At 35.7% G+C, this 25,650-nt stretch carries 25 protein-coding genes and 1 pseudogene; all 26 read left to right on the top strand.

Annotated elements, in window-relative coordinates; all coding sequences use genetic code 11:
• The 26 genes and pseudogenes from gmd to AC5SLM_RS02770 all read left to right on the top strand — a co-directional run bounded on the left by gmd (position 1) and on the right by AC5SLM_RS02770 (position 25,618).
• Positions 1–1,122, top strand: coding sequence for a GDP-mannose 4,6-dehydratase (gene gmd / locus AC5SLM_RS02895; protein ID WP_495249435.1), 1,122 nt, complete (start codon positions 1–3; stop codon positions 1,120–1,122).
• A 35-nt stretch (positions 1,123–1,157) separates the two neighbouring features.
• Positions 1,158–1,361, top strand: coding sequence for a hypothetical protein (locus AC5SLM_RS02890; RefSeq protein ID WP_495249434.1), 204 nt, complete (start codon positions 1,158–1,160; stop codon positions 1,359–1,361).
• Positions 1,345–1,680, top strand: coding sequence for a type II toxin-antitoxin system PemK/MazF family toxin (locus tag AC5SLM_RS02885; RefSeq protein WP_495249433.1), 336 nt, complete (start codon positions 1,345–1,347; stop codon positions 1,678–1,680). Before AC5SLM_RS02890 ends, AC5SLM_RS02885 begins: the two co-directional genes overlap by 17 nt.
• Positions 1,674–2,642, top strand: a complete 969-nt coding sequence (locus AC5SLM_RS02880; protein ID WP_495249432.1) for a GDP-L-fucose synthase family protein — start codon at positions 1,674–1,676, stop codon at positions 2,640–2,642. The genes AC5SLM_RS02885 and AC5SLM_RS02880 overlap by 7 nt, the downstream gene beginning before the upstream one ends.
• A 2-nt stretch (positions 2,643–2,644) precedes the next feature.
• Positions 2,645–4,069 (top strand): RNA/DNA-binding domain-containing protein, encoded by a 1,425-nt coding sequence (locus tag AC5SLM_RS02875; protein ID WP_495249431.1) that lies wholly within the window; start codon positions 2,645–2,647, stop codon positions 4,067–4,069.
• 83 nt (positions 4,070–4,152) lie between these two features.
• Positions 4,153–5,424, top strand: coding sequence for a Vi polysaccharide biosynthesis UDP-N-acetylglucosamine C-6 dehydrogenase TviB (tviB, locus tag AC5SLM_RS02870; RefSeq protein WP_495249430.1), 1,272 nt, complete (start codon positions 4,153–4,155; stop codon positions 5,422–5,424).
• Between the two features lie 142 nt (positions 5,425–5,566).
• Positions 5,567–6,364, top strand: coding sequence for a 3'(2'),5'-bisphosphate nucleotidase CysQ (gene cysQ, locus AC5SLM_RS02865; RefSeq protein WP_495249429.1), 798 nt, complete (start codon positions 5,567–5,569; stop codon positions 6,362–6,364).
• Positions 6,365–6,955 (top strand): annotated as a pseudogene (gene cysC, locus AC5SLM_RS02860) (adenylyl-sulfate kinase); the annotation flags it as partial.
• Between the two features lie 30 nt (positions 6,956–6,985).
• Positions 6,986–7,897 (top strand): sulfate adenylyltransferase subunit CysD, encoded by a 912-nt coding sequence (gene cysD, locus AC5SLM_RS02855; RefSeq protein WP_495249946.1) that lies wholly within the window; start codon positions 6,986–6,988, stop codon positions 7,895–7,897.
• A gap of 1 nt (position 7,898) precedes the next feature.
• On the top strand, positions 7,899–9,368 hold the full coding sequence (gene cysN / locus AC5SLM_RS02850; protein ID WP_495249428.1) for a sulfate adenylyltransferase subunit CysN: 1,470 nt from the start codon (positions 7,899–7,901) through the stop codon (positions 9,366–9,368).
• On the top strand, positions 9,365–11,080 hold the full coding sequence (locus AC5SLM_RS02845) for an SLC13 family permease (protein WP_495249427.1): 1,716 nt from the start codon (positions 9,365–9,367) through the stop codon (positions 11,078–11,080). The genes cysN and AC5SLM_RS02845 overlap by 4 nt, the downstream gene beginning before the upstream one ends.
• Before the next feature lie 4 nt (positions 11,081–11,084).
• On the top strand, positions 11,085–12,599 hold the full coding sequence (locus tag AC5SLM_RS02840) for a lipopolysaccharide biosynthesis protein (protein WP_495249426.1): 1,515 nt from the start codon (positions 11,085–11,087) through the stop codon (positions 12,597–12,599).
• Positions 12,589–13,371, top strand: a complete 783-nt coding sequence (locus AC5SLM_RS02835) for a sulfotransferase domain-containing protein (protein WP_495249425.1) — start codon at positions 12,589–12,591, stop codon at positions 13,369–13,371. The genes AC5SLM_RS02840 and AC5SLM_RS02835 overlap by 11 nt, the downstream gene beginning before the upstream one ends.
• 9 nt (positions 13,372–13,380) lie before the next feature.
• Complete coding sequence (locus tag AC5SLM_RS02830) at positions 13,381–14,184, top strand: hypothetical protein (protein ID WP_495249424.1); 804 nt, start codon at positions 13,381–13,383, stop codon at positions 14,182–14,184.
• A gap of 10 nt (positions 14,185–14,194) precedes the next feature.
• The gene (locus AC5SLM_RS02825) at positions 14,195–14,926 is read left to right on the top strand and encodes a class I SAM-dependent methyltransferase (protein ID WP_495249423.1); all 732 of its coding nucleotides are present in this window, start codon (positions 14,195–14,197) and stop codon (positions 14,924–14,926) included.
• A gap of 187 nt (positions 14,927–15,113) precedes the next feature.
• Entirely contained in the window at positions 15,114–15,698 is a 585-nt protein-coding gene (locus tag AC5SLM_RS02820; RefSeq protein WP_495249422.1) for a CatB-related O-acetyltransferase, read from the top strand.
• Positions 15,691–16,728, top strand: a complete 1,038-nt coding sequence (locus tag AC5SLM_RS02815; RefSeq protein ID WP_495249421.1) for a sulfotransferase domain-containing protein — start codon at positions 15,691–15,693, stop codon at positions 16,726–16,728. The genes AC5SLM_RS02820 and AC5SLM_RS02815 overlap by 8 nt, the downstream gene beginning before the upstream one ends.
• A 3-nt stretch (positions 16,729–16,731) precedes the next feature.
• Positions 16,732–17,715: a glycosyltransferase family 10 domain-containing protein gene (locus AC5SLM_RS02810; protein WP_495249420.1), complete on the top strand. Its 984-nt coding sequence runs from the start codon at positions 16,732–16,734 to the stop codon at positions 17,713–17,715.
• Positions 17,702–18,562, top strand: a complete 861-nt coding sequence (locus AC5SLM_RS02805; RefSeq protein WP_495249419.1) for an alpha-1,2-fucosyltransferase — start codon at positions 17,702–17,704, stop codon at positions 18,560–18,562. The genes AC5SLM_RS02810 and AC5SLM_RS02805 overlap by 14 nt, the downstream gene beginning before the upstream one ends.
• Position 18,563: 1 nt before the next feature.
• Positions 18,564–19,568, top strand: coding sequence for a glycosyltransferase family 2 protein (locus tag AC5SLM_RS02800; RefSeq protein WP_495249418.1), 1,005 nt, complete (start codon positions 18,564–18,566; stop codon positions 19,566–19,568).
• Positions 19,569–19,576: 8 nt separating this feature from the next.
• On the top strand, positions 19,577–20,629 hold the full coding sequence (locus tag AC5SLM_RS02795) for an acyltransferase family protein (RefSeq protein WP_495249417.1): 1,053 nt from the start codon (positions 19,577–19,579) through the stop codon (positions 20,627–20,629).
• On the top strand, positions 20,629–21,756 hold the full coding sequence (locus AC5SLM_RS02790) for a hypothetical protein (RefSeq protein ID WP_495249416.1): 1,128 nt from the start codon (positions 20,629–20,631) through the stop codon (positions 21,754–21,756). Before AC5SLM_RS02795 ends, AC5SLM_RS02790 begins: the two co-directional genes overlap by 1 nt.
• Positions 21,749–22,870: a glycosyltransferase gene (locus AC5SLM_RS02785; protein ID WP_495249415.1), complete on the top strand. Its 1,122-nt coding sequence runs from the start codon at positions 21,749–21,751 to the stop codon at positions 22,868–22,870. The genes AC5SLM_RS02790 and AC5SLM_RS02785 overlap by 8 nt, the downstream gene beginning before the upstream one ends.
• A complete protein-coding gene (locus AC5SLM_RS02780) occupies positions 22,867–23,670 on the top strand; it encodes a methyltransferase domain-containing protein (protein ID WP_495249414.1) in 804 nt (267 codons plus the stop codon). Before AC5SLM_RS02785 ends, AC5SLM_RS02780 begins: the two co-directional genes overlap by 4 nt.
• On the top strand, positions 23,658–24,767 hold the full coding sequence (locus AC5SLM_RS02775) for a glycosyltransferase family 4 protein (RefSeq protein ID WP_495249413.1): 1,110 nt from the start codon (positions 23,658–23,660) through the stop codon (positions 24,765–24,767). The genes AC5SLM_RS02780 and AC5SLM_RS02775 overlap by 13 nt, the downstream gene beginning before the upstream one ends.
• A complete protein-coding gene (locus tag AC5SLM_RS02770; protein WP_495249412.1) occupies positions 24,764–25,618 on the top strand; it encodes an NAD-dependent epimerase/dehydratase family protein in 855 nt (284 codons plus the stop codon). The genes AC5SLM_RS02775 and AC5SLM_RS02770 overlap by 4 nt, the downstream gene beginning before the upstream one ends.
• Positions 25,619–25,650: the final 32 nt, after the last annotated feature.

Here is a 25,650-nt window from a genome sequence, read left to right as displayed (position 1 = left end):
ATGACACAGCAAAAAGTAGCGTTAATTACCGGCATTACGGGTCAAGATGGCTCATATTTGGCAGAATTCTTGCTCAAAAAAGGCTACATCGTCCACGGCATCAAACGCCGCGCTTCGCTTTTTAACACGGACCGTATCGACCACCTTTACCAAGATCCGCACGTGGAAAACCGCAATCTCATTTTGCACTATGGCGACATGACCGACTCCATGAACCTCACGCGCATCATCCAAGAAACCCAACCCGATGAGATTTACAACCTTGCCGCTATGAGTCATGTACATGTAAGCTTTGAAACCCCCGAGTACGTGGCCAATGCCGATGGCACAGGAACCCTGCGCATCCTCGAAGCCGTGCGGCTGCTAGGTTTGGAGAAAAAAACAAAAATTTATCAAGCTAGCACCTCGGAGCTTTACGGCAAAGTCCAAGAAACGCCCCAAAGCGAAACCACACCGTTTTACCCACGCTCTCCTTATGCGGTGGCGAAGATGTACGCCTACTGGATTACCGTAAATTACCGCGAGGCGTACGGGATGTTTGCGTGCAATGGGATTCTTTTTAACCACGAAAGCCCTGTGCGGGGTGAAACTTTCGTCACTAGAAAAATTACTCGTGCGGCTAGCAAAATCGCTCTAGGACTTCAAGATAAAGTGTATTTAGGGAACCTTGACGCCAAGCGCGACTGGGGCCATGCGAAAGACTATGTGAAGATGATGTGGATGATTCTCCAGCATGACGCACCCGAAGACTGGGTCATTGCCACAGGCCAAACTACCACAGTAAGAGACTTTGTAAAAATGGCTTTTGGTTATGCCGGCATAGAACTAGAGTTTAAAGGCGAGGGTGTTGCTGAAAAGGGTTATGTAGTCTCTTGTTCTAATCCAGACTATCAAGTGAAAATTGGCAAAGAAGTAGTGGCGGTAGACCCAAGATACTTCCGCCCCACAGAGGTTGACTTGCTCCTAGGCGACCCAACCAAAGCCGAGCAAAAACTAGGCTGGAAGCGCGAATATAACCTGCAAAACCTCGTAGATGACATGATGACAAGTGATTTAAAGCTTATGACAAAAGATGTTTACCTCAAAGAGGGTGGGTACAAAATCATGAGTTACTACGAGTAAAAACGATAGAATGTTGAAATAAAAAGGAGGGCACAATGCAAACAATAAAATTAGAAATAGAAGATTCTAAAGTAGATATAGTGCTAAATATAATACAAAATCTTAAAGATAATATTATCACTAAATACGAAATAGTAAACGAGCAAAAAGAATCTAAAGATTTTACCAACATATCGCAAAAATCACTAGAAATGGTTTGGGATAATAAAGAGGACAGCGTGTATGACAAATTTCTCTAAATACGATGTTGTTGTGGTGAGGTTTCCATTTGCAAGTAGTCTAAAATATAAGGCACGCCCTGCAGTGGTCGTTTCATCTGACTTGTACAATGAAAACAGTAGAGGCACACTTTTGATACTGGCAATCTCTAGTAACATTGAAAACAAACTTGATTTTGAATTAGAAGTTCAAGGCTGGAGAGAATCTGGTTTACTGAAACCTTCCATTTTTAAATCCGCAGTAGCAACCATAGAAAGAGATTTCATAATCAGTAAACTAGGCTCTCTTTTGGAAGCTGATAGGAGAAGGTTGGATAAACAAATCGAGGTAATATGTTAGAAAAAACTAGCAAAATCTACCTAGCAGGACACCGTGGGTTAGTCGGAAGTGCCATCTTGAAAACCCTTACATGTAAAGGCTACAGCAACATCACCACCCGCACTCATGAGGAACTTGATTTGACAGACCAAGAAGCAGTGCGTGCGTTTTTTGAGGCAGAAAAACCCGAGTACGTTTTCCTCGCCGCTGCCAAAGTGGGTGGCATCGTGGCTAACAACACCTACCGTGCGGATTTCATCTATGAAAACCTCGCTATTCAAAACAATGTCATCCACCAAAGCTACGTGAATGGCGTTAAAAAACTGCTCTTTCTAGGCTCTACATGTATCTACCCCAAAGAGTCCCCGCAGCCTATGAAGGAAGAGTACCTACTCACAAGCCCTCTTGAGTACACTAACGAACCTTATGCCATCGCCAAGATAGCAGGCATCAAGATGTGTGAGAGTTACAACCTCCAGCATGGCACCAATTTCATCCCCGTCATGCCCACCAATCTCTACGGCCCAAATGATAACTTTGACCTTGAAACTTCCCATGTGCTCCCCGCGCTCATGCGAAAAATGCACGAAGCCAAAGAGCAGAACGCCCCAAGCGTTGAAATCTGGGGAAGTGGCGCACCACGGCGTGAATTTCTCTACTCTGAAGATATGGCCGATGCATGCGTGTTTGTGATGGAAAAAGTGGACTTTAAAGATCTCTATGACCCTACATGTAAAGAGGTGCGCAACACCCACATCAACATCGGTACGGGCGAAGACATCAGTATCAAAGAGTTGGCCGAGCTTATTAAAAAAGTAGTTGAGTTTAAGGGCAAATTGGTGTTTGACACCCAAAAACCTGATGGCACTATGGTAAAACGTACCGACCCTTCTAAGCTTCATGCGCTTGGCTGGAGGCATAAGGTTGAGCTAGAAGAAGGAGTGGGTAGCGTGTATGGGTGGTATGTGGGGCAGCGTAGGTAGCCATGACCAAGCAACAACTCATCCAGCGACTAACCGACATTGAATGGGAAGACTTTGAAGTTAAGCTTGCCAAAGGCGGCGTGCCAAAGAGTGCATGGGAAAGCGTGAGTGCTTTTTCCAACACAAGTGGCGGGTGGTTGCTTTTTGGGATTGAGGAAAAAAATGGTGTGTTTGAAGTTGTAGGAGTGGAAAACCCTGCAAAAATAGAGCATGAATTTTTAAATACCCTCAATGGTGAAAAGTTTAATCTAAAATTACGTCCCAGTGCCCATAAATACGATTTTGAAGGCAAAACAGTTTTGGCTTTTTACGTACCCATTTCCAAGCAAAAACCCGTGTATTACAACAGCCTTGCAAATACGTTTATACGAAGCGGAAGTAGCGACAGAAGGGCCACTAAGGAAGAGATAGACACCATGTACCGCGACCAGTCGTTCGGCACGAAAACTTCTGAAACAATTGAGGGCTTTGGCGTTGATGACCTCTCGTCTATTTCATTACAACAGTACAAAGAGTACCTCCAAGCAGCCAACCCAACCTCGCATTACAACAAGCTAAGCATTGAGGAGTTTTTGCATAAGGTTTCTGTATTGGTCGATGGCAAGCTTACTTATGCTGGACTTTTGTTTTTTGGAAAGCGTGAGCGCATAGAGCGACATTTTGTGGATTTTCGCATAGATTTGTTTGAAATACCTGGCTCTAGCATAACAGACGCAAAAGTGCGCTACACTTACAGACTACCCGAACAAGAGAACCTTTGGGATTACTTTTTTATCTTATTTGAGCGGGTTACGATGCGCATAGATAAGCCTTTCAAATTAGATAATATGGGCTTTGCTAAAGAGGACTACCCTTACATCGATGCGCTTAGGGAAGCACTTGTTAACATGCTGATGCATGCGGATTATTTCTCGCCTATCAAATCAAGAGTGAGGATTTTTAACGACAAGATAGAGTTTTTTAACGCAGGGGCCTACCCAAAACCTGTAGAGTATTTTTTGCAAAATGATACATCTATGCCCAGAAACCCCATCCTTGCTAGGCTTTTTAGGGCTGTAAAGTTAGCCGAGAATGCTGGCTATGGGTTTGATAAGATGATAGAAGGGTGGAAAACGCACACCAGTGTCCCCATTCTTTTTCAAACAGAACTCGACACTAGCACGACTATTTTTGATTTACATGTAAAGGCTACCGAGCAAGCTACCGAGCAAGCTACCGAGCAAGCTACCGAGCAAGCTATTTTGGAGTATTGCGTAGAGCCAAAAAATACGAGCGACATCATGAAACACTTGGGCTTAAAGCATAGGGAGCATTTTAGGTCAGCAGTGCTAAAACCCATGCTTGAACAAGGGTTGCTAGAGCTAACCATACCCGACAAGCCAAAAAGTCCAAAACAAAAGTATGTAACATCTAGAAATAAGGCATAAAGAAAAAGTGTAAGGAATCGCTTTTTGAGGCTCCAAAGACCAAAAGGTGTAAAATTCAATTTTTAAAAGCACAAGGAACATTTATGAAACTCGCCATCATCGGCCTAGGCTACGTCGGCCTCCCGCTTGCGCATGCCTTTGCTAGCAAGTACGAAGTCGTCGGCTTTGACATCAACCAAAAACGCATCGATGAGTTAAACCAAGGCGTAGACTCCACCAAAGAACTCAGCCCCGAACAGCTTAAGTCCGTCTTGCCCGCACACAACAAAACCCTAAACAAAAATGCTTTACATGTAAGCACCAATGTCGAAGACATTAAAGACTGCACCGTGTACATCATCACGGTTCCTACGCCCATCGATAGCCACAAGCGCCCTGACCTCACGCCGCTCATCAAAGCAAGCGAAACCGTAGGCAAGGTCCTTAAGCCAAATGACATCGTCATCTACGAGTCCACTGTTTACCCAGGCGCTACAGAAGAAGAGTGTGTTCCTGTGCTAGAAAAATTTTCAAACCTGACATTCAATAAAGACTTTTTTTGCGGCTATTCCCCTGAACGCATTAATCCGGGTGACAAAGAACACACCGTCACAAAGATTCTCAAAGTTACCAGTGGTTCTATGCCAGAAGTTGCCCAAAAAGTTGACGCACTTTACAAAAGCATCATCACCGCAGGCACATACCTCGCCCCAAGCATCAAAGTAGCAGAAGCGGCCAAGGTCATCGAAAACACTCAACGCGACATCAACATTGCCTTCGTCAATGAACTCGCCATCATCTTTAACAAGCTTGGCATCGACACCCACGAAGTGCTCAAAGCCGCAGGCACGAACTGGAACTTTCTACCTTTTAAACCCGGCCTCGTAGGCGGGCATTGCATCGGTGTGGACCCGTACTACCTCACCCACAAAGCCCAAGCCATCGGCTACAACCCCGAAATCATCCTAGCAGGTCGCAGACTCAATGACAACATGGGTATCTATGTAGCCAACCAAGTCATTAAGCTGATGATTAAAAAAGGTTACAAAGTAGATGGGGCAAGAGTGCTTGTCATGGGTATCACCTTCAAAGAAAACTGCCCCGACATTAGAAATTCTCGTGTCATTGATGTCATCCGTGAACTGCAAGAGTTTGGGTGTCAGGTGGATGTAAGCGACCCATGGGCGGATGCAGAAGAGGTTGGGCACGAGTACAGCCTCGATTTAATTCAATATTCAACACTAAATATGCAACATTACGACGCAGTTGTGTTGGCGGTAGCCCACAACGTGTTTAGAACCCTAGAGCTAAAGACTGAAAATACTGTGGTGTATGATATTAAGGGCATCTTGGTTGGGTCGGATGGGAGATTGTAGGAGTGGCGAATGAGCTAATTGCTATTAGCCTAATGTAAGATTAAGTTTGTGCCACGAGAGATGTGTTTGTGTGCCAGAGGGTGAATATTTTACTACATTGTTGCAAACTACACGACGCAAGAGGACTGTTTAAAGGAAGAGTATGATGGATGGGATAAATATAAACGACATAAAAAATATAGCCCTGGAAGCTGGAAAAGTTATCGTAGAAATTTATAGCAAAGACTTTGCCGTAGCATATAAAGATGACAAGTCGCCCTTGACTGAAGCAGATACCCTTTCTAATGAAATTATCTGCACCGCCCTTACAAGTCTTTATCCAGATATTCCCATTCTCTCTGAAGAAAACAAAACTGTTGCATACACCCAAAGAAAAGAGTGGGAATACTACTGGTGCATTGACCCCATTGATGGCACCAAAGAGTTCATTAAAAAAAATGGCGAATTCACTATCAATATCGCCCTTATTCAAAATGGAGTTCCAATTCTAGGCGTGGTATATGCTCCCGTATTGCAAAAAATGTATTCTGCAAAAAAAGGCTTGGGCGCTTTTTTAAACGGCCAAAAACTTCCCTTACATGTAAAGAGTGATTTTGCAACATCTTTAGCTGTTGTGGCTTCAAAATCCCACATGTCTGATGAAACAAAAACCTTTGTGGATAATCTAGCACTCACTACCAAACACTTAACGCTCGTCTCGAAGGGAAGTTCGTTAAAGCTTTGCATGATAGCTGAGGGCGAGGCAGATATCTACCCGCGCATCGCTCCCACCATGGAGTGGGACACAGCAGCCGCCCATGCGGTGGTGCTAGAGGCTGGTAAAAATGTTTACGTTTATAATGAAAACACAACTTCTCAAACTTACCTTACATGTAAAGATTTAGTACCATTGAAGTACAATAAAGAAAATCTACTCAATCCCAGTTTTGTGGTGGCGTAAATGAACAAAAACATACAGTGGCATAGGCACTCCATAACCAAAGAGGTTCGTGAAAAAACGTACAGGCAAAAACCCTGCGTCATTTGGCTTACGGGTTTAAGCGGAAGTGGAAAATCCACCATTGCCAATGCCCTAGAAGAAAAGCTCTTTCAAAATGGCAATAAAACCTACCTTTTAGATGGGGATAATATTCGACATGGCCTCAACAAAGACTTGGGCTTTGATGAAAACTCCAGAGTGGAAAATATCCGCCGCATCGGCGAGGTGGCCAAACTCTTTGTGGACAGCGGACACATCGTGCTTTCGGCGTTTATCTCTCCCTTTATCGCGGATCGCTACATGGCCAGGAGCTTGGTGGAGTACGGGGAATTTATTGAAGTGTTTGTGGATGCACCCCTAGAAGTGTGTGAACAAAGAGACCCAAAAGGTTTGTATGAAAAAGCTAGAAAAGGAGCCATTAAGGACTTCACAGGGCTTGATTCACCCTATGAAAAGCCGCTCAACCCAGAGCTACATGTAAAGAGTGACATAATGAGCGTGGATGAGATATGCGAGGAAATTTTGGGCTATCTTTTGGAAAATAATTTCATCAAAAATAATACGCTCAATCTTAGAACACCAATCATTTCTCGCAACAAGCTTACCCACCTCAAACAACTCGAAGCTGAATCCATCCATATCATGCGCGAAGTGGTAGCGGAGTTTGAAAACCCCGCCATGCTTTATAGCGTAGGCAAAGATAGCTCAGTAATGCTCCACATTTTACAAAAGGCCTTTTACCCCGCCCCGCCACCGCTTCCTCTTGTACATGTAGACACCCAGTGGAAGTTCAAAGAGATGATAACTTTTCGTGATCAAAGGGCCAAAGAAGTGGGCATGGAACTGATTGTTTACACTAATCCAAAAGGTAAAGAGCTAGACATCTCACCCTTTACCCATGGAAGTGCCATGCACACAGACATTATGAAAACCGAAGCCCTAAAACAAATGCTTAATAAGTACAAATTTGATGCTGTTTTTGGAGGCGCTAGACGGGATGAAGAGAAGAGTCGCGCCAAAGAGCGCATCTATTCCTTTCGGGACGAAAACCACCGCTGGGACCCTAAAAATCAACGACCAGAACTTTGGAATATTTACAATGGTCGCCACAAAAAAGGGGAAAGCATCCGTGTTTTCCCACTCTCAAATTGGACAGAACTTGATATTTGGCAGTACATCTACCTAGAGCAAATCCCCATCCCTGAACTGTACTTTTCAAAAGAACGCGATGTGGTGGAGTATATGGGTACAAAAATCATGGTAGATGATAAGCGTATGCCGCATGAGTTAGCCCAAAAAGCCAAAAAAGAGAAGGTACGCTTTCGCACCCTTGGGTGTTATCCGCTCACGGGAGCTGTAAACTCAGAAGCCACAACCCTGCCACAAATCATCCAAGAGATGCTCATCTGTACCACTAGCGAACGCCAAGGCAGACTCATCGACACTGACAGCGATGCAAGCATGGAAAAGAAAAAACAAGAGGGGTATTTTTAATATGGCGCATCAATCAAGCCTAATCGCAGAAAACATAGAAGCGTACTTAAAAGAGCATGAAAACAAAGAGATTTGTCGTTTTATCACTTGTGGAAGTGTGGATGATGGCAAAAGCACGCTCATTGGCAGGCTACTTTATGACAGCAAGATGATTTTTGAAGACCAGTTGAGCGCCATTGAAAAAGATAGCAAAAAACACGGCACCACAGGGGAAAGGATGGACCTTGCGCTTTTGGTAGATGGACTTGCAAGCGAACGTGAACAGGGCATCACCATAGACGTAGCTTACCGGTTTTTTTCTACCCAAAAACGAAAATTCATCATCGCAGACACTCCAGGACATGAGCAATATACGCGCAACATGGCCACAGGTGCGAGTACTGCTGACATTGCCATCATTCTCATCGATGCTAGACAAGGTGTGCTCACCCAAACAAAGCGCCACTCATACATCGTAAGCTTATTGGGCATTAAAAATATCATCGTAGCCATCAACAAGATGGACCTAGTGGATTTTTCCCAAGAAAGATATGATGAAATCATAGCCCAGTACGAAAATGAAGTCCTTGGCTATCTTAACACTCCCCATCTAGCACTTAACACTATTTATATTCCCATCTCAGCCCTAGATGGCGACAATATAGTCAGCAACTCTCTAAAGTGCTCATGGTACAGAGGTCGTTCCCTTATGGAGCTACTAGATACATTGGAAATTCAAAAATCAGCATTTAATATTCAAAATTCCTTTAGGTTTCCTGTGCAGTATGTTACTCGTCCCCATTTGAATTTTAGGGGTTTTTGTGGAACTATTGCAAGTGGTGAAATCCGAGCGGGCGATAGCATCACGGTGCTACCTTCCAAAAAAACAAGCAAAGTTAAAGCAATCGTCTCAAACGACATCAAGGTGTTAAAACCCCTTGGCCAAAATGAACCCGTAGAAACCATTATTCACGCCTATACCCCCATGGCAACAACCCTAATCCTTGAGGATGAGATAGACGTTTCAAGGGGCGATATGATAGTAAAAACCAATGAGCTTCCAGAAGTGTCCAATGCTTTTTCGGTGATGCTTGTCTGGATGAGCGAAAAACCTATGAATACTAATGAGAGTTATGTTATTAAGCGGGCAACATCGGTGATGAACGGTGTTTTTGAAAAGATAGCATATAAAAAGGATGCCAATACATTCGAGGAGCTTGAAGCCCAGCAACTAGAACTCAATGATATCGCCAAATGCACCTTGAAGCTTGACCGTGTCATTGCCGTGGATGCCTATGAAAACAATCGCTACACGGGTAGTTTTATTGTCATTGACAGGCATAGTAATGAAACCATTGGAGCGGGGATGATAGTGGAAAGCATTCAGGGTTTAGAATTTAGAATTCAGAGCAAAGAGTATACCCAAGCAGAGATTGAACTTAATGCTTATATTAGACGAAATTACCCTCAATGGAATTGTGAAATTTTATGATGCAATACTTTGTAGCATTCTCCATTATCCTTCTTTTGGCTTTGTTGATTCAAAATAAGCTTAAGCCCGCATTGCTCTTTTTTGGGCTTGTGTTGGGGTACTATTTTTTGGATTTGATTTCTATCGAGGTATTGCTTAAAAATTATGTAAACCAATCTCTAGTGACTTTAATACTACTCTTATTGGTTTCTATTGCCATTGAGAAAACATCATTTATTACCATGCTTTCAACGCGTCTTTTTGACAAGTCTTTATCTAAATCTGTGGCAAAAATTAGCTTTTTTAGTGCGTTATTATCAGCTTTTTTGAACAATACCGCTGTTGTGGCATCCTTGATGAGTGTCGTGAAACAAAATAAATTTCACGCCCCTTCAAAACTCCTCATTCCTCTTTCATACGCAGCTATTTTTGGAGGCACCATTACTCTTGTGGGTACATCTACTAATCTCATTGTCAATGGCTTTGTGCTAGAGCGCGGGCTTCCTAGTCTTGAAATGTTTGACTTTGTGTATGTGGGTATTCCAGTGGCTGTTGTTGGTACACTGATGCTGATGTTTATCACCAGATTTTTACCTGAATACAAAACCCAAAACACTCTTGAGAGTTATTTTATTGAGGCAAAAGTCACCAAGACTTCGCCACTTGTTGGTAAAACCATCAAAGAAAATGGCCTCAGGAATCTCGAGTACCTCTTTTTAAGCGAAGTGCTAAGGGAGGGTCACATCATCTCTCCCGTGCACCCAGATGAAGTCCTTCAAGAAGAAGATGTGCTTATTTTTAGCGGAGATGTGAAAGAGATAGCCCTTTTGGAAAAATTCAAGGGTTTAGAACTTGTACATGTAAAGCATGACCTTTTGGCAAATCTCGTGGAAGCCATCATTTCCCATGAGTCAACTCTTGTGGGTAAATCCCTAAAAGAGGTCAACTTTAGGATTAAATTTGATGCTTCGGTGGTGGCCATCAAGCGTGGGGATGAGAAGCTTTCGGGCAAGATTGCGGAGATCGAGCTTCGCGCAGGGGATAATTTGGTGTTAGCTACAGGAAATGACTTTTACCAGCGGGATAATCTCAAAAAGAATTTTTATTTTTTTAATGATGTTGCAATCAACCAAAAACTCTCTCAGATGCAAAGTATCGCTGTTTTGGCGGGATTTTTGGGTGTGATTTTGCTCAGTGTGCTTAAAGTACTTCCTCTTATAAAGGGATTGTTCATTTTACTTGTCGTGCTTGTTTTGTTTAAATTTTTAAATTTTGATGAGATTAAGAGACGCTTCCCTTATGACCTTATGCTTATCATCGGCTCTGCCCTTGGGGTTTCAGGTGTCATTATTGAAATAGGGCTAGCTCAATCTGTGGCAAATGGACTCATTGGAGCTTTTGAAGGCTTTGGGGTGTATGGAGTCTTTTTTGCTATTTATATTTTTACCGCCCTTTTAACAGAAATCATCACTAACAACGCCGCTGCAGCCTTGGCTTTCCCTATTGCCTACTCCACAGCACTCTCTTTAGATGTGAACTACCTCCCCTTTGTAATGGCAGTGGCGTATGGCGCAAGTGCGAGTTTTTTAACACCCTATGGGTATCAGACGAACTTGATGGTGGCAAGCGTGGGTGGGTACAGTTTTAAGACTTTTCTTAAAAGTGGTGCTTTGGTTTCGCTTGTGCATGGGGGCGTTGTGTTGGTGCTTGTGCCCATATTTTTTAAGTTTTAGAATTATGAAATATCAAACAAAGCAACCAAGTAGAAAAAAAGCGTTTTTAACACAAGCTATAGGAGGTTACGCACTCACTGCTATTGCTATCACAAAAGGCTTGCTCCTGCTGCCATTGTATTTTCAATTTATATCGTATGAATTATATGGATATTGGATAACGATAGGAAGCATAGTAGCACTTCTTGGTATTGTCAATTTTGGCATCGGTACTATGGCAATGCAGAGAATTTCAAAGTCGTATGCGCAAAATAATTTTCAAGCTGTTGGAGATTATTTTATTAACAGCGTGGTTATCTACCTCTTGATTACAATTATTTTTTTATTTCTAGGCTATTTTATTTCATTTTTTCTACACAATTTTTTGGATATTTCAGATGAAAAGTTATCGCTGCTAAGACAAGCTTATTGGATGGCCTTAGCAACAACAGTATTAACTTTTTTTTCATCATCATTTCGTGGTCTTTCACAGTCACTTCTGCGACCGTTGGTGGGTATATATATAATGGTTTTTTCAAATATAATTGGTATATGCATAGTTGTTTTTTTGCTCTACTCTGGCTTAGGACTCCTCTCCATACCTGCTAGCCTTCTAATTACAGAGATACTTATCGTGATGTCTTGTGGCATCTATGTGGGTGTATTGTATAAGCAACTACATATTAGATCAAGCATAAAACGAACTATACTAAAAGAATACATTTCTTTTAGTCCGCATTTATTGGGCTATACGATTGGCAATAATATTTTAAATAAATCTCACCCCATCATCATCACAACCTTTTTGGGTGCTGAGATGACAACTGCTTATGATGTGACACGAAAAGTGATAGACATAATTTTAAAAATGTTAAATGTATTTAATGCCTCTTTGCTTGGGCCTTTTTCTCATTTGGTGGGAGAAGGAAATAAAGAAAAAATAAAGAAAATAACTCTCCTGATAATCACAAGAAGTTTTTTAGTTGGAGTGTTGGGGTATAGTGTCTACATGGCATCCAATTATACTTTTGTGAGCTTATGGATAGGAGAAGAGATAGTTTTAGACCAGCATGTGATAGTGGCTTTAGGTCTTAGTGCATTGGCTTTTAGTATGACGAGACTTTTTAGAAGTTTGCTTTTCGGGCTCGATGAGATGCAATATGCTACAAATATTGTGCTTATAGAGGGCATTGGGTATATTTTACTGTCTACAATATTGATAAACCTTATGGGGATAATCGGTGTACCGATAGCTCTTTTGTGCGTCAGTTTTTTAGTTGCATTACGATTGCTCAAGAAAATAAATGATGCAGTAGGAGTAAAAGTCAGCAAAGTGGTAATAGTAAAACTTCTTGTTATGATATTTTTGGTATTAGCTTACATTGGAATATCACATGAAGTGTTTAATCAAACTAATTGGTCTTTTTTTATACTTGAAGTGTTGATCTCTTGCATTGTTATTACAAGTTTAATAGTGTCACTTGAGTATAAGCAAATAAAAAATTTAATTTTACAAAAAATGAGGAAGAATGGAAAATAAAGAAGATTTATATGTAATAGGATTCCCAAAGTCTGGAAACACTTGGTTGGCTCGGCTTTTGTCCGATATTACAAATTCAAAAATATATGTTGAGTCTGAAAAAGATGTAATCAACAATTCTGAAAATAGTGATACTAAAAATGGAGATTATTCAATTCACAAAATCCATGCAACAAGCAACTTAGAGCAAGTTTTAAAATCAAAAAAAGTATATATCATAAGGGATCCGAGAGCAAGTTTAGTTTCTGGTTTTTTTTATTTATATAGATGGATTAATGAATCAGAAATAGGCGAATGTTTTTGGAAAAGAAAGTTGTTTGAATTTGAAATACTGAATTTAAATACAAGTTGGAATAAAACTTTAAAACATTACAAAAATCTTGTAGTACGGACTTTAAAAGGAAGATTTAACAAGGCAAAAGTAGGGAGCTGGAGTGAACATGTTAACTATTGGACAAATATGAACGATGTAACAGTAGTTAGATATGAAGATTTACTAGAAAATACTTACGAGGAGCTAAAAAGACTACTTAAGGATTTGCATATTAAATATGATGAAAATACTTTAAAACAATCTATAGAAAATCAAAGTTTTGAAAAAAAGAAAAAAGAATTTTTAGCAAATGGAGATATAGAAAATGCAAAATTTCTAAGAAGTGCTAAAACAGAAAGCTGGAGAGAACTTTTAACTACAAAGTTGCAACAAGCAATTGAAACTGAGCATAAAGATACTATGAAAAAATTTGGCTACAACATAGAAACTATAAAATAAGGCGCTATAATGAAAAAATTATTAAGAATAATAAAAAAACTATCAATGCTTTTTGGCATAAATATACAGGCTAGTCGAGCAACCACAAAGACAGAAATTGAAGGATTTATTTCTAAGTTAAAACCTATTAAGATAGATATAAGTTTGATTAGAGTGGGTTCTAGTGAAGATGGAGGTTATCTAATACCTGATGATTTACAGGGTATAGAAGCACTTTTTTCTCCTGGTGTTGGAACAAAATCAGATTTTGAATTTGATTGCGCAAACAGAGGTATGAAAGTTTTTATGGCAGATGCTTCAGTCGATGGACCACGCAAAAGCCATGAGTTTTTTAGCTTTGAAAAAAAGTATATTAGTTCATTTGATAACGAAAAGTTTATGTCCATAGAAAACTGGATAAATAAATCTAATCTTGAAGTTGATTCGGATTTAATGCTACAAATGGATATTGAGAGTGCTGAATATGAAGCAATCTATAGCATACCCAAAAGTTTAATGAAAAGATTTAGGATTATAGTTATTGAATTTCACGAGCTAGATATGTTATGGAACGGGGCATTGTTTCAAAGGGTTAGCCATGCATTTGAAAAACTTTTAGAAACTCACCATGTTGTGCATATATATCCAAATAATTGTTGTGAAGTTTACGGAAAAGGTGACTTAGAAATTCCAAAAGTTATGGAATTTACTTTTGTAAGAAAAGATAGGGTAACTGTGCAAGGTTTTATTGAAACTTTTCCAAATGAGTTAGATGTTGACTGTGCAAAAGGAAAAAGCTTGATTCTTCCGAAATGCTGGTATACAAATAAATAGGAGTACTGCTATGTTCTTCCCAGAAAAAATAAAAAGTATAAAAAAAACTGATAGAGTTTTAGATGTTGGGCCTGGTTATACACCATTTTACAGATCTGATGTGTTACTGGAAAAAATATTTGATGATGATGATGTAGCCTTAAAACAGACAGGTTCATCTCAAAAAAAAGATCTTAAAAAAAAGATAGTGTATTTTAGAGAAGATATTTTTCCATTTGAAGATAAAGAGTTTGATTATGTTATATGTTCACATGTTTTAGAACATATTCCTAAGAAAGATATAAATTTTTTTATATCTGAATTAAGTAGAGTAGCTCCAAAAGGGTATATAGAAGTACCTTTATATACTTTTGAATTAATAACTTCTGTGCAATACCACGTGAACTTAGTCTATATTGACAAGAATAATACAATTCATTTCTTATCAAAAGAAGATATTGACTTAAAAAATTCATCATATACTAAACTTAGAGAACTAATTATAAAGTTCAATTTTAATGGTAAAATCATTCCGTTAAATTTAAATACATTTGGATATGGCTTTGAGTTTAATGAAAAAATTGATTATAAAATTCATAATGATCCAGATACATTTTTTTACATTGTCGATAATGAAGCAAGTAAATTTCATATAAAATGGAGTAAAGATTTTGCATATTATATTGAAAAAATGAAGCGGCAATTTGATAATAATGTTTTTAAACAAAGAATATATAGTAGATTTAAGATTTCACTAAAATAGGTAGGTTATGAAAAAAGCAACATTAGTAGTCTCGAAATATTTACAAGATAATAAAATATTTCAAGTTAATGCGTCTAGGGATGACGCAGTTCATAGGTTTGCATTATTAGAAGAAGAACTATTAAAGTATGATGATATATATGTACATCAAGACTTTTTAGATAAACAATAAGTACATGAGCTAAAAGTGTTAAAAAAAATAATTAATATCTTTAATTTGCTTGTTTTAAGTAACAAAAATCAATCTGTTATAAAGAGCTATGATGTATCATCTAAAGCTATTTGTGGTAAGAATATTCAAATAAATAAAAATACTCTTATTGATAAAAACTCAACTATTGGTTCATATTCATATATAGGTAAAAATTGCAATATTACAAAAACTAATATTGGAAGATATTGTTCTATTGCTAATAATGTTTCAATAGGTCAAGGAGAACATGATTTAACAAAAATCTCTACAAATTCAATTTTTTATACAAATAAATATGAGCAACTTACAAAAAAATCGTGTGTTATTGAAAATGATGTATGGATAGGTACTGATTCAATAATATTGAGGGGTGTAACTATTGGTAATGGTGCAGTGGTTGGAGCAAATTCAGTAGTTACAAGGGATGTTCCACCATATGCCGTTGTAGCAGGTGTCCCTGCAAAGATAATTAGGTTTAGATTTGACAAAGATAAAATAAAAAAAATACTTCAAGCAAAATGGTTTGATTATGATGTTGAAAAAGCAAAAGAAATTATTAATAGGCTAGAAAATGAATAAAATAATTGATTTTATACATGTAGGAGATTATAAAACAGGAACTTCTTGGTTACAACAAACTGTGCTTCCTTTTCATCCAGAGATTCAATATTTAGGCGATTTTTTTCAAAATAAAGAACTTAAAAATGTTGTAAGAGAATTAGTAGATATTAGAGATTTGGATTTTGATGCAGAAAGATTGAGAAAAAGATTTGAAGATAATGTGATAAAGGAAAACAATAAAATAGTTGGAATATCAAGAGAAGCACTCTCTCAGTCAAACTATATCACAGGTGAGCATGCTTTAAGAAATGCTCAAAGATTAAAAGAAGTTTTTGGTGAAGTAAAAATTATCTATGTAATACGAGAACAAATCTCTATGTTAGGGTCTATTTATAGTCAATATTTAAAAACAGGGGGTACTCGTAGTTTTGAAGATTGGTTTTTAGATCCTATAGAGTGTAAAGGGATTATAGAAAGATTAAAATATGATAAAAATATAGCGATGTATCAAAAAACATTTGGCAAAGAAAATGTATTGGTGCTTTTATTTGAAGAATTAAAACAGGATAAAGAAAGTTTTTTAAAAGCACTATATAGCTTTATTGGATGTAAAGATACAAATTTTCAACCCATAGAAAGTAACAAAGAAGTCAACTCAAGCTTAACTACTCATGGAGCATTCATATCAAAAATTTTTCAAAATTTGTTTAGAAATACTTATCACAATTATCGTTCATCATTTTTAAATTTGGACAAATTGATTTATTTATTTTTATCACAAAGAGAGAAACTAAGAAGAGACATAATGTCTAAAGAAAGTGTGATCCCCTCTTATGGAGAATTGGATGAGAAACAAAGAATATTATATTCAATAAATATGGGAATGATGGGAAGAATAAGGAAATTATCTGAAAGTATCAAAAGTGGTAAAAAAATAGTAGTTCCTAGAGATATAAAAGAAAAAATATTGCCACTATTTAAAGAAAGTAATCAAATACTAAAAGATAGATACGATTTAGAAGTAGAGAAATATGGTTGGAGCTTATAAAATATGAAAATTGGATTTTGGGCTAACAATAAGAATATGTTTGATTATAAAAAAATTAGAGACAACTATGCCTATAGATGGTTTGTTCTTAAAAAAACTTTTGAAGCAAAAAAGATAGAATTAATTTCTATTATAGACAAGAGACATTCTCAAGAGTTTGATATTGTTATTGAAAATGGTGTGAAACATAGTAATGCCAAGTATGCTTATTTGTTAATGATAGAAAGCAGATTGATACGACCAAATGATTGGGACTTGGCTATACATCAAAAATATAAAAAGATTTTTACTTGGGATGATGAACTTGTTGATAACAAAAAATATTTCAAGTTAAATTATGCATTTGATATACCAAAAACTATTCCTAAAAAGTTTGATAATAAAAGATTATGTTGTTGTATCTCTGGCAATAAACTAGAACAACATTCCGATGAGCTATATTCAAAAAGAGTTGATTTTATAAGATGGTTTGAAAAAAAATATCCAAATGAGTTTGATTTGTTTGGAATAGGTTGGAATGAATACAATTTTGGCAAATCTTTACTAGGGAGAATTTTAAATAAAATTAAACCATTGAAAAAGTTAATGGCCTCATCTTTTCCATCTTATAAAGGAACAGTAGAGTCAAAATATGAAACAATGCAAAGTTATAAATTTTCAATATGTTACGAAAATATAAAAGACCAAAATGGTTATATAACGGAAAAAATATTTGACTGTTTTTTTGCTGGATGTGTGCCTATATATTGGGGTGCAAAAAATATATGCGAATATATTCCAAAAGAGTGTTTTATAGATAAAAGAGACTTTGATAGCTTTGAAGATATTTATAATTTTATGAAAAATATGGATGAAAAAACTTACATGAGCTATCTTGACTCAATAGAAGAGTTTTTAAACAGTACAAACGCAGACCAATTTAGAGCAGAGGTTTTTGCAAATACTGTAGTAGATGAGATAGTTAAGGATTTGAATGATAATAGTTAAAGTTACAGGTGGACTTGGAAATCAAATGTTTCAGTATGCCATTGCAAAAGCAATAGCAGAGAATCGTAATGATAAATTTAAACTTGATATTTCATTTTATCCAAAACAAACTCTGAGAAAATATGAATTGAGTAGATTTAATATAGAGGAGCATATGGCAACAAAAAATGAGATTATTGAAGTTGCAGGAAATCAAAACTTTTGGTTTAAAGTTAAGAGAAAAATGGGATTTAGTCCAAGAATATTAAATAGTTATTTTATAGAAAAAGAATCAGCAGTATTTGATAAAGAAGTATTTGCATATAAGGATAATATTTATTTGGATGGATATTGGCAAAATGAAAGATTTTTTCGTGATATAAGAACAGAACTACTTAAAGACTTTACTTTAAGGGACAATATATCTTATGAAGCAAAAAATCATTTAATTAATATTTGTAAGACACAAAGTATCTCTTTACATGTAAGAAGAGGAGATTATGTTGATAATATAAAAGCAAATAATGTACATGGAACTACAACATTAAAATATTATACGGATGCTATAACATATATTTTAAAAGAGGTTGAAAATCCTTTTTTTTATATTTTTTCAGATGATATAACCTGGTGTAAGAAAAACTTTGAGTTTTTAGAAAATAAGATTTTTATAGATAACACAAAAACTGCTTTTGATGATTTAGAGCTTATGAAAAATTGTAAACACAATATTATAGCCAATAGTACATTTAGTTGGTGGGCTGCTTGGTTAAATGAAAATAATAAGAAAATAGTGATTTCACCAAAAATATGGTGGGTGTCAAGACCAAACAAGAATTTGGCTTTGGATAGTTGGATAACAATATAATATGAATAATCCATTAGTATCTATTGTGATGTCAGTCTATAATAGTGAAAAATATTTAGCAGAAGCTATAGAGAGTATTTTAAATCAAACATATAGAAATTTTGAATTTATAATAATCAATGATGGCTCAACAGATAGTAGTTTAGAAATAATAGAAAAATATAAAAGTCAAGATGAAAGAATAGTTTTAATTAGTCGTGAAAATAAAGGATTGCCATACTCTTTAAATGAGGGAATAGACGAAGCAAAAGGTAAGTATATTGCTCGGATGGATGCTGATGATATAAGTTTACCTGTAAGATTTGAAACACAAATTATGTTTATGGAAGAGAACTTTGAAGTAGGAATATGTGGAACTTGGGCAGAACTTTTTGAAGATAACAAAAAAACTAAGCTGATGAAGTATCCTGCAAACAATAATGAAATGAAAGTACGGCTTTTATACTCCGTTTGTTTTGTGCACCCTACGGTGATGATACGAAAAAGTATCTTAGATAAGTGCGGCTTGAGGTATAATTTAAACTATGCTAACGCACAAGACTATGAACTTTGGAGTAAAATATCCGATGTTACTAAAATGGCAAATATACCTAAAGTGCTTCTAAGATATAGGGTAAGTGAAAATAATATTACAACTAAAACAGATACTCGAAAAGTAGAACTAAGATATAAGTTGCTTAGTGATGTGTTTAATAAGTATATTAAAAAATTAGGTATTACAAACAGCGAAGAAGAAAATAGACTGCATTTTGTAATAGGCCTAAATGAACGGATAGCAAAAAAAGATATAAATTTGAATTTCTTAAATAAGTATTTAAAAAAACTAATAAATGCGAATAAAACATCAAAAGTATTTAATCAAATATATCTAGAACAGTTTTTGGCAAAAAAGTTTTTGATTGTGGTGTATTATAAAATCAAAAAGAAAGATTTTAGTTTTTTGAGTGCAGTTTTTTATGGGCTATTTTGGAATGGTATCTTTGCTATATCTAGAGCCAAATTTTAATGCTATCTTTGAATAAAATCCAGTCATTCAAAAATGATGCTTTTACAGGCTTTCGGGCTATTGCCGTATTGTTGGTTTTTAATGTTCATTTTATGGGAAGAATTGCTGATTCTTATTCAAGTAAGGACTATAGTGGAGAGTATGCTATATTTAGCTATTTGAAATTTGGTCATTTAGGTGTTGATATGTTTTTTGTGTTGAGTGGCTTTTTGATTTACTACACTATACGAAAAAATAATTACTCTTATTTTACCTTTATAAAAAAAAGATTGTTAAGAGTTACACCTGTTGTCGTAGTGCTGACAATCCCTTTTTTAAGTTCAAAGTATTTAAATATAGATGGATTAAAGCTTATTTTTGACAATATCATATTTTTAGATTTATTTGATTCTAGAAACTTAAATCCTGTTACATGGTCACTAGAATATGAAATGTATTTTTATCTTATAGTAGGGGGGGCATTGATACTACTATATGTCGAATCTATATTAATTTTATTAATTTTAAGTTTTATTTTGTATGTTGTCAATCTTTTTCTTATAGAGTTAGACCCTATAGTAAATATGACCCGATTTAATACTTTTTTCTTGGGAACAATATTAGCCATAATATATTTTGATGAAGAAAAGTGGGCTAAATATCAAAAATATTTCCAATATTGGCTAGTTTATGTAGTGTTGTTAATCATTGCGTTTTATTTGTGGCGAAATTATGCAAACGATATAGTAGGATCTTGGATTACTAAAGATTTGTATTTCTTGTATGTTGGGATAGTTTGTTTTTTTCTGCTGGGTTCACTTTTGCAGGAGCAAAATCTTTTAAAATCTCTACTCGAAAAAAATCTTTTTATTTTTCTGGGAACTATTAGTTATTCTTTTTATCTGTTTCATGATAGATTTGGCATACCTTATGGTGTTAAAATCATAAAATTTTTTGATTTAGAAAAATCACCAATTATTTTAGTTCTTAACTATTCTATTTCGTTATCTATTACTATTATTGCATCGTACTATCTGTATAAATATTTTGAAAAACCTTACTTTAGGGTAAGAAAGAAATAATGAAGATACACAATATTATACTAATTAAAGAATTTATATTTAAGTTTTTATTAATTTGTGTAGTTATTAGTTTTATTACAGGATATAGGTTTACATATCTTAATAAATTATTTTATTTTGATGTCTTGATGCTTATTTTTATAATGTTTAGCATTTTGATTAAGAATAAGATAGTTGTATCACAGTTTACATTTGATTTTATAGCAATATCGATTTTTATTTTTTTACCATCTATAATCTTGATAAATTTTACTAATGATTTAACAGGTTCCTTGCAGTTTTTTAGTCAGTACATTTTTTTAATAGTTACACTACCCATATTTTTAGAAAATGTATATAAAACTGAGCAATATGACTTTTTTTTAAAAAGCTTATTGTTTGGGTTGATTGTAAATTCAATACTTTTTTTACTTAAATACTTTGAGCTTGCAGGACAGTTATATTTTCCAGAAGATTATGGCTTTCGCTTTACGCTAGGTGAGCTTACTCCTAATGAGATGGGCCACTATCTTGTTTTGATGTTATTTTTAGCTACTTTATTTGTTGGCGGTAGATTTAAAATTCTTATTGAGTTTTTGGGTGTCGTTCCTTTTGCTTTGACTTTATCAAAAACTGTATGGGTTCAGCTAAGTGTTTTTTTGATTGTAAAGAAAACAAAACTGATGCTTATAAGTGTTTTGTTATTAGTTTTAGTAGTGTATTTTGGTGGGTATTGGGATGAGTTTTATCAGGCGAGTGCATTAATTTTACAAGATTTTTCCCCTTCTACAACTAGTAATACTATTAGGATAGAAATGCTAAAGAATGCTATTGGAAGTATTGGTTGTAGTATTTTATACCCTGGGTATCACTCAACACTAAATCTTGATACAAGCCTAAGTGTTCATAACGGCATATTGTCTTATATAGTCAATTTTGGATTGATCAGCTTTGTGCTACAAGTTTTGGTTGTTAGCTATTTGGTTCTTAAAAATATTAAAAACAAGTTTTTTGGATTTATTCTATTTTTTATTTTTTTAGATTTTATAACGCTAATTTTTAATCCAATTATCAATTCTAGAATAGTTTGGTTGCCTTTGTTTATTTATATCTATACATACCATTATAAAAAGAGTGAGTATGCCTAAAAAAGTTGCCTTTTTAATTAACTCTATGGCAGGTGGTGGAGCTGAAAAACTTGTAAGAAACTTGCTTGAGCATTTACATAATGACGGATATTCTGTTGAATTGATTTGTTTAGAAAAAGATAATGTTTTCAAAGTTGACAATGATATCAGAGTTACATATTTGACGGATTGGAACAAAGATATCAGTAGAATTAAGAAGTTGCTTTTTTTTCCAATTTTAGCATTTAATCTAAATAAATATATAAAAAATAATAATATAGAAGTGGTGCAAAGCCATCTCTTTCGAGCAAATTATGTAAATATCTTGGCTAAGTTTATGTTTAAGAGTCAGCATGAAGCACAAGTGGTAAATCATAGCGTGATAAGTAGATATAAAAATGAAGGCTTAAGTGGAAAAATCAATTTGTTCCTCATAAAGGTGCTTTATCCTTTTGCTGACAAGATTATATCGGTTTCAAATGTTGTCCAGAAAGATATGCAAAAGCTATTTGGGTTTAAAAATGAAAAAAAAGTTATTTATAACATGTTTGATATAGATGAGATTCAAAAACTAGCAATTGAAGAGATTGATGATTTTCAGTTTGATAAAACTAAAAAATATATTGTATCTGTTGGGCGACTTATACCACTGAAGCGAAATAAAGACTTGATTGAGGTTTTACCAGCATTGAGTGCTGAAGTTGAATTAGTATTTATAGGAGATGGTCAAGAAAAAGAGAATCTGAAAAGATTATCAAAAGAGCTTGAAGTTTCAAGCAGAGTTCATTTTTTAGGTTGGGTGGAAAATCCATACAAGTACATTAAAAATTCGCATTTTTTGGTATGTATATCCGAGACTGAAAGTTTTGGAAATATTTTGGTTGAAACTATGGCATGTGGAATACCAGTTATAAGTACAAAGTGTGGAGGTCCTGAGGAGATCATAGAAGATGGAAGCAATGGTTTTTTGATTGAAATCGGAGATGTTCATAGTTTGGTTGAAAAAATTAATTCGATTTTTTATGATGAAGAAATTTGTGAAAGACATATACAAAATGGATATGAATCTTGTAAGAAATTTGATGTAGAGAATATAATAAAAGAGTATATAGAAGTACTGGGAGTAACAAGATGAAAAGTTTTATAAAACAGTTGTTGAGAAAAAACAAATATGTTGAGATGTTGGCTTATGTGCTTCAGAATAACCAAATTCTCAATTCATCAGGTTCTGGTGAGTTTGGCAATACAATGGAAGAGATGTATAGGCATGGCAAAAACGTAGGAGAGCTATATATTGAAAACTATAAAGGTAGTTTAGAGGGTAAAAATGTTTTAGAAATAGGAACTGGATTTACAAGAACAACGATTTTACATATGATTAAAACCTCAAATGTTTCTAAAGGATACTGTTATGATAGGTTTAATTGTTTGCATGTGAATGATTTAAAAATCATTCACAAGTATGACTTAGAGACAGATTTAGAAAAGCTAGAATATATTTCAGGTAAAAATGAGGAGTTGCTTAAAATTGAAAAAGAATCTATAGATTATATTGTTTCAAATGCAGTTTTAGAGCATGTAGATAATCTTGATTTACTGCTCAATGTATTAGCTCAACTACTCAATGATGATGGTGTCATGTACCATAAAGTAGATTTACGATGCCACAATAGATTTAAAAAGCACGGAGAGCTATATTTTCATACATTTAGCGAAAAGATTTGGAATATGATGGGTGGAAATATTGGTCAGCCCAGCAGAGTTCTTTTGAAAGAGTATATAGCACTTTTTGAAAGATATAATTTGCAATATGATATAAATGTTTTAGAAAAATTTAGTCAAGAAGAGCTTGATAAAGCAAAGAAGTATTTAAAAGGCGTGGATTTTAAAGATTATGAAACTGCTATAGTAGAGTTTAAACTATGCAAAAAATAGCAATAGCAGTAAACAACTCATGGTATGCGTGGAACATGAGAGCAAATCTTGGTTTTGCTTTTCAAAAAGAGGGATATGAGGTAGTATTTATTTCACCTCATGATAGATATAGTGAAAATATAAAAAAGCACTTCGGGTATGTAGATATGGAGATAAACACAAAAGGTACAAACCCTATAGAAGATATTAAAACAATTTATTCATATTACAAAATATACAAAGATGTGAAACCAGATATAATAATGCAATATACTATCAAACCAAATATATATGGAACTATTGCAGCTAGTTTTTTAAATATTCCAACTATCAACAACATTGCAGGACTGGGAACGCTTTTTATTAAACAGAATTTTGTAACAAAAATTGCAAAATGGCTTTATAAGTTTTCACAGAAAAGAGCTACTAAGATATTTTTTCAAAATCAAGATGATTTTAAAATGTTTGTGGATGAGGGTTTGGTGCAAAAACAAAAGTGTGATGTGCTTCCTGGAAGTGGTGTAGATATAGAGAGGTTTCAACCTGTAAAAAAAGAAGAAGATGGAGTGTTTAGATTTTTGCTTGTGTCTAGGATGCTTTGGGCAAAAGGGATACAAGAGTTTGTGGATGCAGCTAAAACCATAAAACAAAACCATCAAAATGTAGAGTTTCAGCTTTTGGGCTACTTGGATGTTGAAAGCCCAACAGCTATATCAAAAAAACAGATGAGTGTATGGGTGGAGAAAGGGTATGTAAATTATCTAGGCAGTAGTAATGATGTAAGAGTGGAGATGGCTAAGGCAGACTGCATAGTGTTGCCATCATTTTACGGAGAAGGAACGCCTAGGACACTCTTGGAAAGTGCAAGCATGGCAAAGCCACTCATCACCACAGACAACGTAGGCTGCAAAGATGTAGTAGATGATGGCATAAATGGCTTTTTGTGTGTGGTAAAAAATGCTGAGGACTTGGCCGCTAAAATGGAGATGATGCTAAACCTTGACGAAGACCAAAGAGCAAATATGGGCAGGAAGGGGCGAGAAAAAATGGTCCGAGAATTTGATGAAAAGATAGTCATAAGAAAGTATCTAGAGGCTATCGCGGATATACTAAGGTGAAGCTTTTAGTCACGGGCGCAAAAGGCTTCATAGGAAGCCACTTTGTGGGCAAATATAAAGAAAAGCATGATATCCAAACTTTTAGCTTCAGGAAAGATAGCGTCAATGCCTTACAAGTAAAAGGCATTGACGCCCTTGTGCACCTCTCAGCCCTTGTGCATCAAACGGACGGGGCGAATGAGGAGGAATATGAAAGAGTCAATGTCGTCCAAACCTTACAGCTTGCGCAAAAGGTCAAGGAGGCTGGTGTAAAGCATTTTATCTTTATGAGCACAGTCAAGGTCTATGGGGAAGAAAGCCATGAAATTTACACCGAAAGCTTTACATGTAAGCCTCAAGATGAGTACGGTAAAAGCAAATTGAGGGCCGAGCGAGAACTTCAAAAATTAGAAGATGAAAGTTTTAAGGTTTCTGTTGTGCGCACCCCTATCGTCTACGGGCGTGGCGTCAAAGCAAATATGCAAAACCTTATAAAACTTATAGATAAGATGCCCATCCTCCCTTTTGGTAGTATAAAAAACAAACGAAGCTTTGTCTATGTGGGCAATCTTTGTGCCATGGTGGAGCGCATTATCCAAGAAAAGCAAGGTGGTATTTTCCTTGCGAGTGATGACGCGCCTCTTTCTACAACGCGCCTCATAGAACTCATCGCTAAAGCCCAAAACAAGAAGCCGTATCTTTTACATGTAAAGGTATTTGGCGTCTTCTTGCAGCGATTCAAGCCCGCTTTGTACAGGCGGCTGTTTTGTGACTTGGTGGTGGACAATGCCCGAAGCAAAAAAGTATTAGATTTCAAAAACCCCTACACGACAGAAGAGGGGATTATTTCAATGGTGTGTGGCAAATTGTAAAAACGCAGGCTTAAGCCCTAAAACACTATACT

This window comes from Sulfurospirillum sp. HTRB-L1 (genome assembly GCF_059415125.1).
Note: the sequence above shows the minus strand (reverse complement) of the source record. Positions and strands in the feature narration are given on the sequence as shown.